This window comes from Nonomuraea cypriaca (assembly GCF_015645445.1).
Lineage (GTDB): Bacteria > Actinomycetota > Actinomycetes > Streptosporangiales > Streptosporangiaceae > Nonomuraea > Nonomuraea cypriaca.
Map to the genome: position 1 here is coordinate 30,108 of NZ_JADOGI010000068.1, position 15,047 is coordinate 45,154.

The 15,047-nt window shown below is 65.9% G+C and carries 19 protein-coding genes; 8 read left to right on the forward strand and 11 right to left on the reverse strand.

All coding sequences use genetic code 11. From position 1 onward, the window contains the following. The first annotated feature begins 63 nt into the window (after nucleotides 1–63). The 4 genes from ITP53_RS22890 (at nucleotide 64) to ITP53_RS22905 (ending at nucleotide 3,761) form a co-directional block, all read left to right on the forward strand. Entirely contained in the window at nucleotides 64–453 is a 390-nt protein-coding gene (locus ITP53_RS22890) for a peptidase inhibitor family I36 protein (protein ID WP_195897469.1), read from the forward strand. Between the two features lie 476 nt (nucleotides 454–929). Further along, nucleotides 930–1,598, forward strand: a complete 669-nt coding sequence (locus tag ITP53_RS22895) for a hypothetical protein (protein ID WP_195897470.1) — start codon at nucleotides 930–932, stop codon at nucleotides 1,596–1,598. Between the two features lie 15 nt (nucleotides 1,599–1,613). Continuing rightward, nucleotides 1,614–2,444 carry a transporter substrate-binding domain-containing protein gene (locus tag ITP53_RS22900; protein ID WP_195897471.1) on the forward strand — a complete coding sequence of 277 codons (831 nt, stop codon included), beginning with the start codon at nucleotides 1,614–1,616 and terminating at the stop codon, nucleotides 2,442–2,444. Between the two features lie 492 nt (nucleotides 2,445–2,936). Next, entirely contained in the window at nucleotides 2,937–3,761 is an 825-nt protein-coding gene (locus tag ITP53_RS22905; RefSeq protein WP_195897472.1) for a TrmH family RNA methyltransferase, read from the forward strand. Between the two features lie 18 nt (nucleotides 3,762–3,779). Here the strand turns inward: ITP53_RS22905 and ITP53_RS22910 are convergent, their stop codons facing one another. Genes ITP53_RS22910 through ITP53_RS22920 form a run of 3 tightly spaced genes read right to left on the reverse strand, consistent with a single transcriptional unit; the run spans nucleotide 3,780 to nucleotide 5,155 of the window. Next, entirely contained in the window at nucleotides 3,780–4,070 is a 291-nt protein-coding gene (locus ITP53_RS22910; protein ID WP_328815436.1) for a DUF397 domain-containing protein, read from the reverse strand. Nucleotides 4,071–4,085: 15 nt separating this feature from the next. Beyond that, nucleotides 4,086–4,292, reverse strand: a complete 207-nt coding sequence (locus tag ITP53_RS22915; RefSeq protein WP_195897473.1) for a DUF397 domain-containing protein — start codon at nucleotides 4,290–4,292, stop codon at nucleotides 4,086–4,088. Continuing rightward, entirely contained in the window at nucleotides 4,289–5,155 is an 867-nt protein-coding gene (locus ITP53_RS22920; RefSeq protein WP_195897474.1) for a helix-turn-helix domain-containing protein, read from the reverse strand. The genes ITP53_RS22915 and ITP53_RS22920 overlap by 4 nt, the downstream gene beginning before the upstream one ends. A 531-nt stretch (nucleotides 5,156–5,686) precedes the next feature. Here ITP53_RS22920 and ITP53_RS22925 point away from each other — a divergent pair. After that, on the forward strand, nucleotides 5,687–6,142 hold the full coding sequence (locus tag ITP53_RS22925; protein WP_195897475.1) for an ATP-binding protein: 456 nt from the start codon (nucleotides 5,687–5,689) through the stop codon (nucleotides 6,140–6,142). Nucleotides 6,143–6,166: 24 nt separating this feature from the next. Here the strand turns inward: ITP53_RS22925 and ITP53_RS22930 are convergent, their stop codons facing one another. After that, on the reverse strand, nucleotides 6,167–6,418 hold the full coding sequence (locus ITP53_RS22930) for a GntR family transcriptional regulator (protein WP_328815439.1): 252 nt from the start codon (nucleotides 6,416–6,418) through the stop codon (nucleotides 6,167–6,169). Between the two features lie 215 nt (nucleotides 6,419–6,633). On the opposite strand from ITP53_RS22930, the gene ITP53_RS22935 reads away from it, so the two are divergent. Continuing rightward, complete coding sequence (locus tag ITP53_RS22935) at nucleotides 6,634–6,780, forward strand: hypothetical protein (protein ID WP_195897476.1); 147 nt, start codon at nucleotides 6,634–6,636, stop codon at nucleotides 6,778–6,780. A gap of 84 nt (nucleotides 6,781–6,864) precedes the next feature. On the opposite strand, the gene ITP53_RS22940 is transcribed toward ITP53_RS22935, so the two are convergent. Both ITP53_RS22940 and ITP53_RS22945 read right to left on the reverse strand, forming a co-directional pair. Continuing rightward, nucleotides 6,865–7,626: a hypothetical protein gene (locus ITP53_RS22940; RefSeq protein ID WP_195897477.1), complete on the reverse strand. Its 762-nt coding sequence runs from the start codon at nucleotides 7,624–7,626 to the stop codon at nucleotides 6,865–6,867. 9 nt (nucleotides 7,627–7,635) lie between these two features. Further along, the gene (locus ITP53_RS22945) at nucleotides 7,636–8,283 is read right to left on the reverse strand and encodes a zinc metalloprotease (protein WP_207756309.1); all 648 of its coding nucleotides are present in this window, start codon (nucleotides 8,281–8,283) and stop codon (nucleotides 7,636–7,638) included. Between the two features lie 348 nt (nucleotides 8,284–8,631). Here ITP53_RS22945 and ITP53_RS22950 point away from each other — a divergent pair, with 348 nt between their 5' ends. Further along, entirely contained in the window at nucleotides 8,632–9,030 is a 399-nt protein-coding gene (locus tag ITP53_RS22950) for a hypothetical protein (RefSeq protein WP_195897478.1), read from the forward strand. Nucleotides 9,031–9,101: 71 nt separating this feature from the next. Beyond that, entirely contained in the window at nucleotides 9,102–10,280 is a 1,179-nt protein-coding gene (locus tag ITP53_RS22955) for a serine hydrolase domain-containing protein (protein WP_195897479.1), read from the forward strand. Here ITP53_RS22955 and ITP53_RS22960 read toward each other — a convergent pair. The 5 genes from ITP53_RS22960 to ITP53_RS22980 form a co-directional block, all read right to left on the reverse strand. Beyond that, entirely contained in the window at nucleotides 10,273–10,656 is a 384-nt protein-coding gene (locus tag ITP53_RS22960; protein WP_195897480.1) for a hypothetical protein, read from the reverse strand. The genes ITP53_RS22955 and ITP53_RS22960 overlap by 8 nt on opposite strands. Before the next feature lie 58 nt (nucleotides 10,657–10,714). Next, the gene (locus tag ITP53_RS22965; protein WP_195897481.1) at nucleotides 10,715–11,884 is read right to left on the reverse strand and encodes a S8 family serine peptidase; all 1,170 of its coding nucleotides are present in this window, start codon (nucleotides 11,882–11,884) and stop codon (nucleotides 10,715–10,717) included. Continuing rightward, the gene (locus ITP53_RS22970) at nucleotides 11,881–12,690 is read right to left on the reverse strand and encodes a hypothetical protein (protein WP_195897482.1); all 810 of its coding nucleotides are present in this window, start codon (nucleotides 12,688–12,690) and stop codon (nucleotides 11,881–11,883) included. The genes ITP53_RS22965 and ITP53_RS22970 overlap by 4 nt, the downstream gene beginning before the upstream one ends. Before the next feature lie 149 nt (nucleotides 12,691–12,839). Next, the gene (locus ITP53_RS22975; protein WP_195897483.1) at nucleotides 12,840–14,252 is read right to left on the reverse strand and encodes a hypothetical protein; all 1,413 of its coding nucleotides are present in this window, start codon (nucleotides 14,250–14,252) and stop codon (nucleotides 12,840–12,842) included. A 30-nt stretch (nucleotides 14,253–14,282) separates the two neighbouring features. Further along, nucleotides 14,283–14,966 carry a polysaccharide deacetylase family protein gene (locus ITP53_RS22980; protein ID WP_195897484.1) on the reverse strand — a complete coding sequence of 228 codons (684 nt, stop codon included), beginning with the start codon at nucleotides 14,964–14,966 and terminating at the stop codon, nucleotides 14,283–14,285. Between the last annotated feature and the right edge of the window lie 81 nt (nucleotides 14,967–15,047).

Consider the following 15,047-nt stretch of genomic DNA (forward strand, 5'->3'; position numbering starts at 1 on the left):
CTCATGGGCTGACTCCGTCGGCGCGGCTCCTCGTCACGAGAATGTGATCAAGGAAGAAACGCCGTGAAGAAGACGATCGTTCTGAAAATGTTTGCCGCCGCTGCCGTCATGGTCACGGGCGGTATCGTCCTGTCTCCGGCGGCCTCGGCCTCGTCATCGCCGTGCCCACATAACAGGATCTGCATCTTCGAGAACGCCGGTTTCCACGGGGGCCACAAGTCCTACAACCGCGGCACCGACGTCCTCACTTTCAACACCCTGGAGCAGGTGTTCAGCGACCGCGTGCTCACCAATGACAAGATCTCTTCGGTCATCAACAACACGAACCGGCGGATCACCTTCTACAGTGAGGCCGGTTGCAAGGGCCGTTACCTGCGTATCCCTCCGTACACGCAGGTGCGTGACCTGAACCGATACCACTTCAACGACACCATCTCCTCCCTCAGGGGCTAGTGCCGGCCGCGCCGACACGTACAGCAATGCCTCATGGCTCACAACGGGGCGCCACGGCGCAGCGAGAGGTCGCGACGGATCTACAACCCCGGGCTGTGAGGCCGATATCGGGCTTGTCTTCCAGCGAACCTATTTCAGGCTCCGTGGCAGGTGCCCTGGTCACAGCATGATCGCGATGCCGATGTTCGGCCGATGACGTGAAGAAGCTCCTGGTAAACGGGTTGATCACCACAACCGACACCGTCGCAAGCAGGAGCTTCCGGTGCTTTTCTATCGTGCTGCCGTCGGCGAGACGGACTGCTACCTGGTCTGGACGGATTTCTAACGCATTGCGGCGGCTGGAAATTTGAGCGTTCCTTCGCAACGGTTGGGTTGACGGTCAGCATCATGCCCGACATTCCGCTTGTATCTAATTCGAGAAATTTAACTAGGAATGTCGGCATTGCGGACGCCCCACGAAGCAGAGGTGGAACAGCGTGATGACGCGAACGGCCCGTCGTGGCCATGAAAGTAAGTGGCCCTGGATCATCCCTGCCTGTGCCGCGACCGGCGTTCTTACGATCCTACTGCTCGCCTTGGGCGCCAAGGGTGCCGAGGTCTCTCAGACACTGTCCCTCGGGGTCGGCATCATCGGTTGTCTCATCAGTGTCTACTTCCAGAAAACGGAAGCACCGCTCCCCTCTCTCCAGCCGTGGTGGTATTGGCTGCTGTCGGTGGTGCCGCTGGCCATTCTGGCCGTGGCGGTCGGCTGGTGGCTCTTCATCCACAAGCCTGATGAGCACGTCACCGACCTGGTCCACATCCCCCCGAACGGCCAGGAGGTACACGACCAGGGCGAGGTTCTGGTGACCCTGCCCGTCTCGAATGACTCCACCGCGAGTTTCGGGTGGGACAATCTCGCCCTCACGCTGAGACTCGTGAATCCGAAGTCCGTCGGCAACTGCGTCACTCCCGCCACGCTCGACATCACTCCGATACTCGACGGCAAACAGGGGGACACGGTGAAGAAGGTGTCTTCCGAGACGGAGGTTCACCTGCCGCTGGACGGAGCGAAACGACGGATAAGCGCACGGGTGGTCGTCCATCTGCCTGACCCGTCATGCGTCGTGAATCTGACGGTCAGCGAAGCGGTCCTGTTCAACTAGCAAAGGAGCACGCCGGTGGTTCGAGTCGGTCAGAAGGCCGTGATCATGGTCGCTTTCCTCCTCCTGGCTCCCGCCTGCGGGTCCAATTCGCCACCGCCGCAACAGCAACCCGCTTTCCCCAAGAAAAATCTCTATATCGGCGTGACCCCCGACCATCCCGGCTTTTCGACCTCTGAACCGGGGACCAGCCGGCGCACCGGGTTCGACATCGATTTGGCCAAATGGCTGGGAAGCCGCCTGGACAAAGAGGTGGTATTCGTAGACCTGACGCTGGCGGACCGGGAGGAGGCGTTGAAAACGTCCAAGGTCGACATGGTGATCTCCACGTTCTCCATCAATGACGCGCGCCGGGATGTCATCGACTTCGCCGGACCGTACATGATCACCCGCCAGGGGGTGATGGTCAGGAAAGGCGACGACCGCATCAAGAACTTTGAGGACCTGACCACGAACAACAGGAACATCTGCGTCCCGAGTGGCACCACGTCCCAGGAACAGCTCCAGCATCTTAACGGCAAGAGCCTGACGCTCACCGATGAGACCGCACAGAAGGACTGCCTCCGGAAACTCGTCGACAAAGAGGTTGGCGCGTTCTCCACCGATGAGCTCATATTGCGCGGGTTCGCCAAGACCGCACCGGAGACCCAGGTCATAGACGTGTCATTCGGCCTCCAGGAGCAATACGGCATCGGCCTCCCGAACAACGACAAAGCAAAATGCAAAGTCATCACCGAGCAGCTGGATACGTTCATCAATGAGGGACCATGGGAGGACGTACTCAACCGGAACCTCAAGCTCGAAAAACCGGATGAGTTCAAACCGCCTAAGCTCGATCCTTGCGAGTAGAACGACGGCCGATTCCCGGCCGGAACACCAACGGACCCAGCACACGGCCGCCTGGACCGGCGCTCCGCGCTCCCGCCACGGCCGCCCGGCGACGCCCAGGGCGGGCGTGCGGCGTGGGCGCCGGTCCCACCCCGGGCGGGCCGAACGCGGCCGCGCGAAGGCCACCACCCAAGCCGGGCCCTGCTACCCGAGACCCTGCGGGTGCGATCCTTCCGCCGCGAGCAACGCCGGCCCGGCCAGCGGTTCCCCCGTCAGTAAGACCCAGCCAAGGTCCCGCTTCCGCCCCGGACCACCATCACGTTCTGGCTCCTGACGCCACCGGCAGCGGCAACCGGCGAACCGGTGGTCACTCCACTCCCAACTCGCGAAACCGCGGCTGCCGCACGGTCAAAGACCGCTTGATCAGCAAAGATGATCAACGTTAGTGGCATTACTCCCAGGCCCTGCCTATACTGGAAAGAATAAAAGCTGCTCTTCAATTGGGAGACCGGGATGGCGCTTCAGCGCATCACCTCGCGAAATGCGACCTTTCAGCAACTACAGGCCCTGTTGACCAATCGCAGCAAGCGCCACAAGTCAATGGAATTTCTCGTTCAAGGTGTCCGACCAATCAACTTGGCGGTCCAGAGCGGCTGGCGGATTTCCGACTTCATTTATGATCCGCAGCGACCCCTGTCGCGCTGGGCGGAAGACCTGATCAACGACGGCCGAACCGATCGCGTGGCCATGTCCGCAGAGCTCCTCGCGGAGTTGAGCGAGAAGAACGAGTCCATTCCGGAGATTATCGCGGTTGTTTCTATCCCGCGCACCGAGCTCGCCGATATAAAGGTGACCAGCGGCTTTCTCGGTTTGCTCATGGACCGGCCGAGCAGCCCCGGAAACATCGGCTCCGCCATTCGCTCCGCGGACGCTTTCGGAGCCGGCTGCGTGATAGTCTCCGGCCACGCCGCCGACATTTACGACCCCAAATGCGTGCGCGCCACCACCGGCTCCCTCTTCACGCTGCCGGTGGTCAGGGCACCGTCGCATCACGAGGTCTCCTCCTGGCTCGACGACCAGCGAGCAGTCGGTCATGACGTTCAACTGGTCGGCACCGACGAGCGCGGCTCCGTGGACATCTTCGACTTCGATCTCACGCGGCCCACTCTGCTGCTGATCGGCAACGAGACGGTCGGTCTGAGCGCGGCCTGGCGCGAACTGTGCGACGACATGGTCCGCATCCCGATCACCGGAGCGGCCAGTTCCCTCAATGCCGCCAACGCCGCCACCACCGCACTCTACGAGGCGACCCGGCAACGTTCCCAAGCCTCGAAGTGATCACCTATTTCGCGAGCCCTATCTCAGATCGTCGAACTCGCCCGCGACAACGCCACGGCGGAAGGCTTCGAACTCGCTGCGAGTGAAGTACAGCCTGGGGCCATCGGGGTTCTTGGAGTCGCGCAGCGCGATCAAAGGCCCCAGGTCGGCCTTGTGCCCGGCTCCGAGCTCCTCGTATCTGACCTCATCGTGGCCTTCGCCCGCTAATGCTACCTCGACGCAATTTCCGCCTGTCCCGTTGGAAAAACTAGATTTGCGCCACGTCGTAGGAGTGACCTGCGCCGAACCCACGTCTCCTCTGCGGTCCACTACGCCTCCTTCTCCTCAGAATAGGCGTTCGTCTGCCTTGATCGCCTCCGTGAACGTGGCGAAGGCTGCTCTGTCGAAAACGAGCACTGGACCGCTCGGGTCCTTGCTGTCTCGAATGGCGATACGGCCATTCGCTAGTGAGGCGATCTCGACACAATTTCCGCCGTTGGTGCTATAGCTGCTCTTACGCCACGCGGCGTGGGATTCGGGGAACTCGTTCATGGCGCGCTTACCTCCGAACGTGTGAGAGATGCTATGAAGCTAGTCGACTCGTCTGGATCAAGTGCTTGACTGGTCAGTTGCGCGAACATCTCGGCGTAACATTTTAGATCGCCCGGCTCTTCCAAGATCAGACCACTGGTGTTCTCCTCAAGGTAGACGAGATCCGAATCCTTGGGATCGGGGAATTCGAGGATGCTGAACTCGCCGTCCAAGGCCGCATGAGCGCCGACGGAGAAGGGAAGCACCTGCAACGTTATGTTGGGCATCTTGCCCCTGGCAAGGAGCGTGCCGAGCTGCTCGGCCATAGTTTCGGTGCCGCCCACGACCCGTCGCAGAACGGCCTCATCAAGGATCACGTGAAGGCGGAGGGGGTTGGGGCGAGTAAGCAGCTCCTGGCGACTCATCCGAACCGCGATCTTCTTGTCGACATCGTCCAATGACGCGTGCCCCATCGCCGTGGCATCGATCACCGCGCGCGCATAGGCCTCAGTCTGAAGCAGTCCGGGAATGACTTGCGCCTGATAGGTCTGCAAGTTGCTGGCCTCGGCTTCCAAGCCTATGTACGAGTCAAACCCTCGCTTGAAGGTATCGCGGTGACGATGCCACCAGCCTTTCAGCCGTGATTGGCGAGCCATGTCGCTCAGTTCGGTCCGAAGGGTCTCGTCTGAGACGCCGTATATGTCCAGGAGATCAGCGACGTCCCCATGATGGACACTGACCTGCCCGGTCTCGATCCTCGACATTTTGGTGGCGGACCAGTGCAGCCGGCCTGCCACCTCCTCTGCCTTGAGCTGCGCCGCTTCCCTCAGCCGCCGTAGCTCGTGACCGAGGCGTCGTCGACGTGCGGTCGGACTGCTGGACATGGCCCTCCTCATGCTCGGTCTCAGTCTGGCTATGTGCGGCAACTTGCGCAAACGCATTCATTTTATGTCACTTGCTTGAACGCAATTGCGCGTTCGCGATTGCTCGGCCATGCTGGAGGCTATCCAAGTGGCGAAGAACTCAAGGCCAGAGCGCTGAACATGAGATTTCTAGCGCTTTTAGCCCAAAGCACGCGCACGGCCCAGAGAGGCGGAACGAGCTATGCGACGCACGCGGCAGCAAGGCAATCCCCAAAAAGCGGATTTGCCGGATTCGGGGCCGTCGCGCGAGCAGGAGCAGTTTCTCTATCTGACTCGGCTGGCATGGGCGCTGAGAACGCGTGGCCTGGCCATCTCGGTCCAGTTACCGCGACGCGCTGAGCCATGTGTCTCCGTCCAGCGAGAGTCGGGGCCGCTGGTCGTCCGGGCCGCGCTGCTGGGTGAGCGCTGGATCTTCACGTGGGGGCGAGGGCGTGACCGGTGGGGGGACGTGCTTGACGAGGATGCGCCCGAACGGGTGTGGGAGGTCTCGCAGTGAGTGATCACGCCTTGGTAAGGATGACGCTTCCTGGGATTGCGCGTTCGGTGTCGCTGGCTCGCCGCTGGGTCGCCGACGCCCTGACGGCGGCAGGGCATCGGGATGCCGATGACGCGCGGCTCGTCACGAGTGAGCTCGTCGGGAACGCGCTGCTGCACACCGGTTCTGGACGGCCTGGCGGCCTGGTCAGGGTAAATGTCTTCGAGATCGGCGATGCGCTGGCCAGGATCGAGGTGATCGACGAGGGAGCGCCGACCGTTCCCAAACCGCGTGAACCCGGCGATGGTGAGTGTCGCGGGCGTGGGCTGTGGCTGGTCCAGCAGACCTCGGTGCGGTGGGGGAATCGGCTCATACCCCTGCAGCGGCATTTGGTGTGGGCTGAGGTGTCGACGCTAGAGGTCGGCGGTACGTCGGAGATTCTCGGCGCAGGGGAGGCTCTGTGGCAGGAGTAAGCCGAGCCTGTCGGCCTGTGACGATCAGGTCGGCTGGTTGTCCTGACGTTCGGCGACGAACAGTCCGCGGCCCGGTGCGGTGATCAGGAGGCTCTCGTTCTTGAGCACGTCGAGTGCCTTTTTCACGGTGTTCCGCGACAGACCAGTCTCCTGCTCCAGTTCCGTCTGAGACGGCACCTTGCGGCCAGGTGGGAACTCGCCTGCCTCGATGCGGGCACGTAGCGCGTCCGCGAGTTGGAGGTAGGGCGCTCGCAGCCCGTCTGGATCGATTTTCACGATGAGAAGGCTAGGCGGCCAGGATTGACCCAAGATAGGCAGGGCCAGCCCTGGCCAGCCATGGCCTAGCTGCGTACCATGCCTTATATCCCACAGCTTTCGACCCCTCACAGTCGGTGCGCAGGATCGACAAGGAGACACCCCATCATGTCCGAGCTGCCCGAGTTCCACGGTCCTCACTGACCCGGGCGGACCGGGTGCTCAGGAGAAACGCCGTGAGTCCTACGCAGGCCACCGCCACACCCACGAACAACCAGGGGTTCTTGGTCTCCAGCACCTGCAACAGCGCCAGGGCGATGCCGGCCGGGACCGTGACGAGGGTGAACAGGATCAGTGAGGATCTGTTCGAAGCGCTCACATAGCGCGCGCCTGGCCTGATTGTTCGAGGATCAGGCCAGGCGCAGGGGCGTGGTTGCGGTGCTTCCCGGCTGTGCCGGAGAGGTGGCTTATTCGCAGCTGGTCGTGGCTGGGGCCTTGGGCTGCTGCCTCTCGCCTGGTGTGGCGACCTTCAGCTTGGCGGCCAACGCCGCGGCGCCCTCGCCGACCATCTCTTCTTCGAGTCCGACATCCAGTCCGGCGTCCTCGGCCAGTGTGCGGGCGCCTTCGACGGTCTGGATCTGGCCTTCGTACTCACCCTGGCCGATGACGTCGCCGTCGTAGGGCAGTTCCGAGCCCTCTCCCAGACCGAGCCACCTGCCGGGCTCGGGCTTGTCGCCCTCAGAGCAATGTGCGTCCTCCCAGACGATCGCCAGGATGTACTGGTGGCCCGCCTCTATTCGCGGGCGCTCATCCAGCGCAACCGGTGAGAAGTTACTGGTGTCGCCGTCGCTGAAGGTGAACCCGGCGCCGTTGTACACCCAGCTCTGCGGCGCGGGATGGGGTGCCCCGTCGCGGGACCAGAGCACCTCCTTGACCTTGAGGTCGACAGTACGGCCGACCAGCCCTTCGCCACGTTCGAGCTCGATCTGGGCCGGCGGGAGCCGCTGTTCGGACACGGCGGTGACGACGACCACGTGGTCGGCGTACGTGACCCAGTCGGCGGCGGTGGTGCTGGGCAGGCGATCATCGCCGTGTGCCACGACCACCTCTCGCGGCTGCGCCGGAGCGCCACCGGCGATGGCGGAGCCCGAGGCACCGCTCGTGACGACCGCGGCCGTGACGACGGCGGCCACCATTCCCGCACCGAGAACAAGGAATCGACGTCTCACGGTTCCCCTTTAGTAAGTGAGGTTGATGTTGTCGCGATTGTTGGCACCGAGGGTTGTGGTGCCGCCGGTCGGGGTCTTCATGCAGCCCAGCGCGGAAGCGGTTTTGGACATCTGAGGGCTGGCGATGTTGCCGTGCTCGAGGCCGACGGCATGGCCGGTCTCGTGGCACACAAGCGAATAGGTGTAATAGCCGTTGCCCCGGATGCGCACCACCTGCTGGTCGCAGTCGACGATGTCACCGCCCAACCCGTCGCACCACGTCATTCCGTCGGCGCTGTCCGAGATGCCCGCGGAGCCCTCTTGGTAGACGATGTCGGTCTCCGCGCCTCCCGAGAATGTCGGCGTCGAGTCGTAGGCGATCACCAGGTCGGTCGGCGCGTATTCGCCCGCCATGACGTTCTGGACGTCAGTCCGGTCGGGCGTCTCCAGCATGAATTCGCCGCTGCTGTCCATATAGTACGAGACATCGCGGTTGTCGGTCTGGCAGGGAGTGCTGTGCATTCCCTTCACGCAGAACGAGCTCGTATGCAACGTGGGGAACATGTTGTCGGTGACCTCGGCCCAGGCCACACCAACCAGGACCATCAGGGGAACGAGAGTCAGGGCGATGATTCCCGTGACCCGCCGGCGAACCGGCATACTGCTGAATACTGACACCCTAATATCCATTTCTCATTCGACGACGCCGGTCCCGGTTTCGCGGGCCAATCGCTATATGATCATCAGGCGTGAGAAACAAGGCGTCAATAACGCATGGTCCAGAATTTCTTAACACAGCGTCCACTCGATCCCGCAGTGCGTCTGCAGGCCCGGTCCGCCGGGAATTGGGCGCGCGGACGGACGACCGTCCTGCGCAACATCGTCTCTCTTGTTGACGAGGATTGCGAATTCGAGGTACTGTCCGTCTCTGGGAGAGACGATGTTTCTTCCGGTACGGGACCTCCGTGCCCGGCGTGGTACTAATGAGACCCACAGGGGAGGCCGGACAAGACAAGTTGGTGCGCCATGACCGAGCGCTACCTCGGCGTTCTCGGCATTGCCGAGGCACTGGGGGTGACTCGGCACGCGGTGCACAAATGGCGCTCGCGCTACCCGAGCGACTCCGGCCACCCGTTCCCCGAGCCCGACGTGGAGATCGACGGCGCTCCCGGCTGGCGGCCTGATCGGCTGCGGGAGATAGTGCGATGGCGCGACGGCCTGCCAGGCCGTGGCGCAGGCGGAGGCCGTCCGACCGCGGCCCGCCAGGACTACCTCAAGGCGGCGGCGGAACGCGGCCTGGACCGGGACGAGGCGCTGCGCGCTCTCGCCGCCTTCACCGCGGAGTTCCCCGAGATGACCGAGCCGGAGGTCTGCGCCTGGCTCCTTGAGAAATGGGGCGCTCTGCACCCACCGACAGCACCGTGAAGCAGCACTCAAAGCCAGCGAAGTAGCAGTCAAGGCCGGTGAAGCAACAGTTGAACGGAAGGCGATGACGCATGCCCGAAATCAGCGGAGAGACCGCGCCGGGATTCGAAGAAGTACGTACGGCGTTCGCCACCAACCTGGCGGAAAACCAGGAGATAGGCGCCGCGGTCGCCGTCTACCTGCACGGACGGAAGGTCGTCGACCTGTGGGGCGGGATGGCCGACCCGGACACCGGCCGCAGGTGGGAACGTGACACCCTGCAGGTCGTCTACTCCACCACCAAGGGCATCACCGCCGCCTGCGCCAACCTGCTGGCCCAGCGCGGCGACCTCGACCTCGACGCGCCCGTAGCCGACTACTGGCCGGAGTTCGCGGCGCAGGGCAAGGACCGGATCCCCGTACGCTGGCTGCTCACCCACCAGGCCGGGCTGCCCGCCCTCGACCATCCGCTCACCCCGGCCGAGGCGATCGCATGGGAGCCGATGGCGACCGCGCTGGCCGCTCAGCGCCCGTCCTGGGAGCCCGGCACCGAGCACGGCTACCACGGCATGACCTACGGCTGGCTGGTCGGCGAGGTCGTCCGAAGGGTGACCGGGCGCAGCCTCGGAACGTTCCTCGCGGAGGAGATCGCCGGGCCGCTCGGTCTGGACCTGTGGATCGGACTGCCGAAAGCCGAGCAGCATCGGGTCAGCCGTATCATCACCGCTCAGGTGGGCTTCGACGCGCTGGCCGAGATCGACCTGGACGCGGTGCCCGAGCCCATGCTGGACGTGATGAGGGCCTGGGCCGACCCGGACTCGCTGACCGTACGGTCGATGAAGGTCGTCACGCCGCCGCTGGACCACAACGACCCGGAGGAGCAGTACGCCGAGATGCCCTCGACCAACGGCATCTGCACGGCCCGCGCGCTGGCCCGCCTCTACGCCGCGCTCATCGGCGAGGTCGACGGCCACCGCGTCCTCACGCCCGCCACCCTTTCCGCGGCGACCACGGAACAGGCCAGTGGCATCGACCGCATTCTGCGCGTGCCCGTCCGGATAGGCACCGGTTTCGGCCTGCCGACGCCCGACGCGTTCTGGTACAGCCCCACGGCGTTCGGCTTCCCCGGTCTCGGCGGATCGCTCGGTTTCGCCGACCCGGCGACCGGCCTCGCGTTCGGCTACGTCATGAACCACCTCAGGGAGGACGGCCAGGACGTGCGAGCGGCCACCCTCCTCGCCGCCGTCCAGAAGGCGATGCGGGTCACTTGACGAAGTGGGCGTTGCCGTTGCGCAGGTAGAGCAGGATCACTCCGGCGGCGCCGACGCACACGCCGAGCAGGCCGAACAGGGCGAATTGCTGATCGGCCGGGGAAAACGCGCCGGACAACGCGCTGACGACGAGCGGCGCGACGAAGAGCAATCCGACCACGGTGGTGATCGTCACACCGATCCTGCTGCCCTGCCGCCCCCTGCCCGACCGCGCCGCGAACCACAGGTGGAGCAGCAGGTACAGGCCGGCGAACGTGGCGTCGTAGAAGTGCGTGATGGTCAGCGCCAGGGGGACGACGGCGACGCATAACAGCACGACGGCCAGGGTGATCTCCCTTGGCCGGGTTTTGCCTCGGTCATCGGAAATCCCAGTCACGATCTCTCCAAGGCCGCAGGATCCGCCACAACCGTACAATCCCCGTGACGCACTGTCATCAGGCGCGTCGCCGCCGGATCAGGAGGAACGCCCCGGCAAAGCACAGCAACCCGACCCCGACCCCCACACCCCCTGCGATCATGTACGTCCGCGAGATCGGCGGATGGGTGATCGGGGAGTCCACGGGCCCCTTCCCGAAGTACTCACCCCCCTTGTACGGCACCGCCTCGATCCGCGCCCCCTTGGCGACGCCCGCCGCCCGCACCGCCGCGTCCGCGTTGACCAGCCCGTGCCCGAGGAAGACGGTGTAGCCGTCCTCGGGCTTCGTGGCGGTGCGGACGAGGATGTCGCGTACCTGCCGCGGGCTGAGATCGGGATTGCGTGACAGCATCAGCGCGACCGCCCCCGCGGCCAGCGCGCATGCCGGCGAGGTGCCGTGGACCGCCTCGTAGCCGCCGGTGTTGAGCGCGCTGCGGATGTCGACGCCCGGCGCGGAGATCGAGGTGTACGTGTGCACCTGTGAGAACCCCGCGCGCTGCCCGCCCGGCGCCATCGCGGCCACGCCGATCACCCCGGCGTAGGCGGCCGGGTACGACACCACGTTGTTGGCCTCGGTGTCGAGGCGGCTCGTGGACCCGCCGTTGCCCGAGGAGGCGAGCAGGATGACGCCCTTGCCGAGCGCGTGGTCCACCGCCGCGGCGACGTCCTCCTCGTACGGCTGGAAGGCGCCCCACTCGTCGGTGCCCAGCGACATCGAGATGATCTCGGCGCCCTGGCCGACCGCGTACCGGATGCCCTTGGCCAGCGCCCGCTGCGACTCCAGGTACGCGTCGTCAGCCGTGCCGGTCTCGGTCCAGTTCTTCAGTGCCTGCTCGTACCGTTCGCGTGCCGGGTCCTCCTCGTCCCAGATGACTCGTACGGACAGGACGCGGGCCTTCGGGGCGACGGACAGCACGTTGGAGGCCATCGCGGTGCCGTGCGCGCCCCAGTACGACTGCCCCGGCCGGGCGCCACCGCCGATGAGGTCGGGACCCGTGCTCACCCGCCCCTTGAACTCCGGATGTTCGGCCACCACGCCGGTGTCGAGCACCGCGACCGTGATGTTCTCGCCCTGGCTCACCCGGTGGGCCTCGGGCACGTCCATGACGTCGAGCTCCCAGCGGACCGGCGCCGCCGCCGGGAGGAGCAGGGGGACGGCCAGCAGGGCCGCGGTGGCCTCGCGGATCACTCGCGCACCTTCTCGATCTCGGCGGCCAGGTGAGCGGCGGTGCTCTTGGCCATCCCCTTGGCCGTCTCGCCCCACGGCGACCGGTCAGCGCGCTGGTCGGTGACGCTGCGCCCCCAGGGTTCGGGGAGCCTGCCCGCCAGCCGGCCGTCGGCCGGTCCCGAGGTGACGGCGACGAACAGCGTGGCGGACGGATGCCACACCGAGTGGCCGCCGCTGCCCGCCCGCGCGTTGTCCCTCCACCTGGCGCCGCTCACGGGCAGCGCGCGGATGCCGAAGTCGCGTTCCTCCTGCTGGGCGTCCTGGAGGATGACGTCCAGGTCGTCGTCGGCGTCGGGCGCGCCGAACGCGACGATGACGACCGTCGCGGCGGTTCCTCCGGTGTCGTCGACGTACGTGGCGCGGATCGCCGCCTGGCAGCCGCGTTCGCGCGCCTCCCTGGCGAGCCCCCCGGTCAGCGCCTCGCCGCAGGACGTGTCCGAGGAGACGGCGGCCCGCGTCCAGCCCCGGTCGCCGCTCTGCCCGGGGTGGTCGGGGTCGCGCAGGCCGATCGTCGCGGGGAAGATGGTCTCCACCGGGAGGTTGCGCCACAGGTTCCTGACGAACTCCTTGTTGGTGATCTCCTGGTTGGCGTTGGAGATCGCCTGGGCGATGAGCCCGCCGCCCACGAGCGTGCTCAGCAGCCCGAACCCGGCCACCAGCACCCCGGCCACGACACGCCCCGCCCCCCGCCTGAGCGGCTGAGCCGGCGGGTATCCGGGCGGTGGTCGCCGGTATCCGGGTGCCTGTCCACTTGGCGGGTACCCCATCGAGGCTCCTGTCGTACGGCTTCGCGATGAGGGCAGACGGCACTTTCGGAACGCGGCGTCCCCCGATCCCGCGACGTAGATTTCTGCACTTTAGCCACATCCGGCACAAAGTGCCGGGATCATCCGGAAATCCGGCAGACCGGGGTGAACTACGACGCCCGCCGAGGCTTGACCACACCCAGCAACGGCACCAGCAGCACCCCGATGAAAATCGGTGCGGCCATGTACCTGAAGTCCTGCGCCGAGATGTTGACCAGCACCGCGAGCTGCACCCCGGCGACGACGGCCGCCACCCCGACCACGTACCGGTTACGCAGCACCCAGGCCGCCACCCCCACCACCAGGTACGACACGTACGACCACAGCGCCCCCCGCCACAACACCCAGTCGTACGCGGGCGCCAGCGCCGCCGTGAGCCACGAGTCGGCCACCTGGTTCAGCGCCTGCGACAGCGGCCGCGAAGAGAACACCCACCGCCCGGAAAAGTCCGGCACCTTCTCCGGCCCCACATAACCGTCGGCCGTCGGCTGCCGCGACAACCGGTACGTCATCCCGCCCGTAGCCCCCTCGTCCTGCACCGGCCGCCACGCGATCGCCCCCCGGCACAGCCGCGTCCCGACGATCGTGCTCGGCTCAGAGACCAGCAGCCGCCGCCACAACCCCAGCAGCTCGGCGGCGTGCGCGTCGGCCTGCCGCCAGCTGAAGTCGCCGCGCCAGATCAGCGGGTTGACCGTGTAGCAGGTGCCGCCCTCCCGCCACCGCGACAGCGGCGCCACCGACGTCATGAGCGCCCTGTCCCGCTCACCGAACAGCTCGGGCCGGTCCCTGAAGGCCACCGCGATGTCGCCGAAGGCCGTGTGGTAGACGTACGTGCTGCTCGGCGGCGTGATGCCGAACGGCGGGAGCACCAGGTTCGTCAGCACCAGCGGCAGCGCGGCGGCGAAGGCGCCGACGAGCAGCAGGCGTACCCGCATGGTCGTGACGATCACCAGCAGCGCGGCGACGGTGATCGCCACGACGAGGAAGCCGTTCGCCCTGAACAACCCGAGCACCGTCAGGAGCGCCCCGAGGCCGGCCAGCGCGGGCACGGTGACGGCCCGCCGGGCCGCCATCCGCGCGCAGACCCCCGCGATCGCGATCGCGCAGATCGTGAACGGCACGTCCTTCCACAACGTCACCGAGAACGCGCCCACCGGCGGCGCGAGCGGCATCAGCACCACGACGGCGGTGGTGGGCAACCGCGGCGCGCCCAGCGCCCTGATCGACCACGCGAGGTACGTCAGCGCCGCCGCCATGGCCGTGGTCTGCGCGAACGAGACCGCGCCCAGGTCACCGGTCCCGGTGAAGCTCAGCCACAGCAGCGCGTCGTAGAGCACCGAGTGATCGCTCACCCACGGCCCGGCGACGGTGTGGCTGAGGTAGAGGACCGAGTCGCGGCTGAAGAGGCCGGGGTAGAAGGCCGCCCACCAGCAGCCGAGCACCGTCTGAACGCTCAGGAAGGTGACGAGCGCGTCCCACGGCCTGCGCCTGCCCACGGTCGTGGCAGCGAGGTCGCTCCCCATGATTCCTCTCCCGAACTGCCGGGAGACTGCCTAGAAGTAGCTCACCCCGGACTTCGGCCCCTTGCCGCGGAGCAGCGTCGGCACCGTGACAAGGTGGTAGCCGCGTTTCTTGAGCTCTTTGACGATCGCGGGCATCGCCTTCACGGTCTGCGGGACCACGTCGTGCATCAGGATGACGCCGTCGCGCTGGGCCAGCCTGAGCGCGTCCGCCTTGATCTTCTTGACGTCACGCGTCTTCCAGTCGAGCGTCGTGCCCGTCCACAGCACCTCACCGAGATCCAGCTGGTCGGCCTGCGATAACACCCGCTCGTCGGTCTGCCCGTAAGGCGGCCGGTACATCGTCGGCCGCTTGCCGATGGTCTTCTCGATCACTTCCTGCGTCAGTTCGAGCTCGTCGATGATCTCGTGGTTGTTGTGCGCAGGGAGTGAGGCATGGGAGTAGGTGTGGTTGCCGATCGCGTGCCCGGCGGCGAGGATCTGTCTCGCCACCCAGGGACGCTCCTCGACCCGCTTGCCGACCAGGAAGAACGTGGCCTTGGCCCCCGCCTTCTTGAGCGTTTTCAGCAGGGCCGGCGTGCCGGCCCCTGGACCGTCGTCGAATGTCAGTGCCAGGCACTTCACCCGGGAGCAGTCGATCGCCGCCTGGGCGGGCATGGCGGCCGACGTCGGGGATAACAGGGCCAGTGAGGCCGCGAGCAAGGCGTGAAACACCACAGAGAACAGCCTAGAGCCAACATCGCCCGCCGCACACACCCGCACGGATCATCTCCGAACGCACCGGCTGGACGCACCCCC

Excerpts from the sequence above, each read along its gene's own strand:
- ITP53_RS22905 (WP_195897472.1), top strand. The coding sequence starts at position 2,937 with ATGGCGCTTCAGCGCATCACCTCGCGAAATGCGACCTTTCAGCAACTA.
- ITP53_RS22915 (WP_195897473.1), bottom strand. The coding sequence starts at position 4,292 with ATGAACGAGTTCCCCGAATCCCACGCCGCGTGGCGTAAGAGCAGCTAT.
- ITP53_RS22920 (WP_195897474.1), bottom strand. The coding sequence starts at position 5,155 with ATGTCCAGCAGTCCGACCGCACGTCGACGACGCCTCGGTCACGAGCTA.
- ITP53_RS22950 (WP_195897478.1), top strand. The coding sequence starts at position 8,632 with ATGACCGAGCGCTACCTCGGCGTTCTCGGCATTGCCGAGGCACTGGGG.
- ITP53_RS22955 (WP_195897479.1), top strand. The coding sequence starts at position 9,102 with ATGCCCGAAATCAGCGGAGAGACCGCGCCGGGATTCGAAGAAGTACGT.
- ITP53_RS22970 (WP_195897482.1), bottom strand. The coding sequence starts at position 12,690 with ATGGGGTACCCGCCAAGTGGACAGGCACCCGGATACCGGCGACCACCG.
- ITP53_RS22975 (WP_195897483.1), bottom strand. The coding sequence starts at position 14,252 with ATGGGGAGCGACCTCGCTGCCACGACCGTGGGCAGGCGCAGGCCGTGG.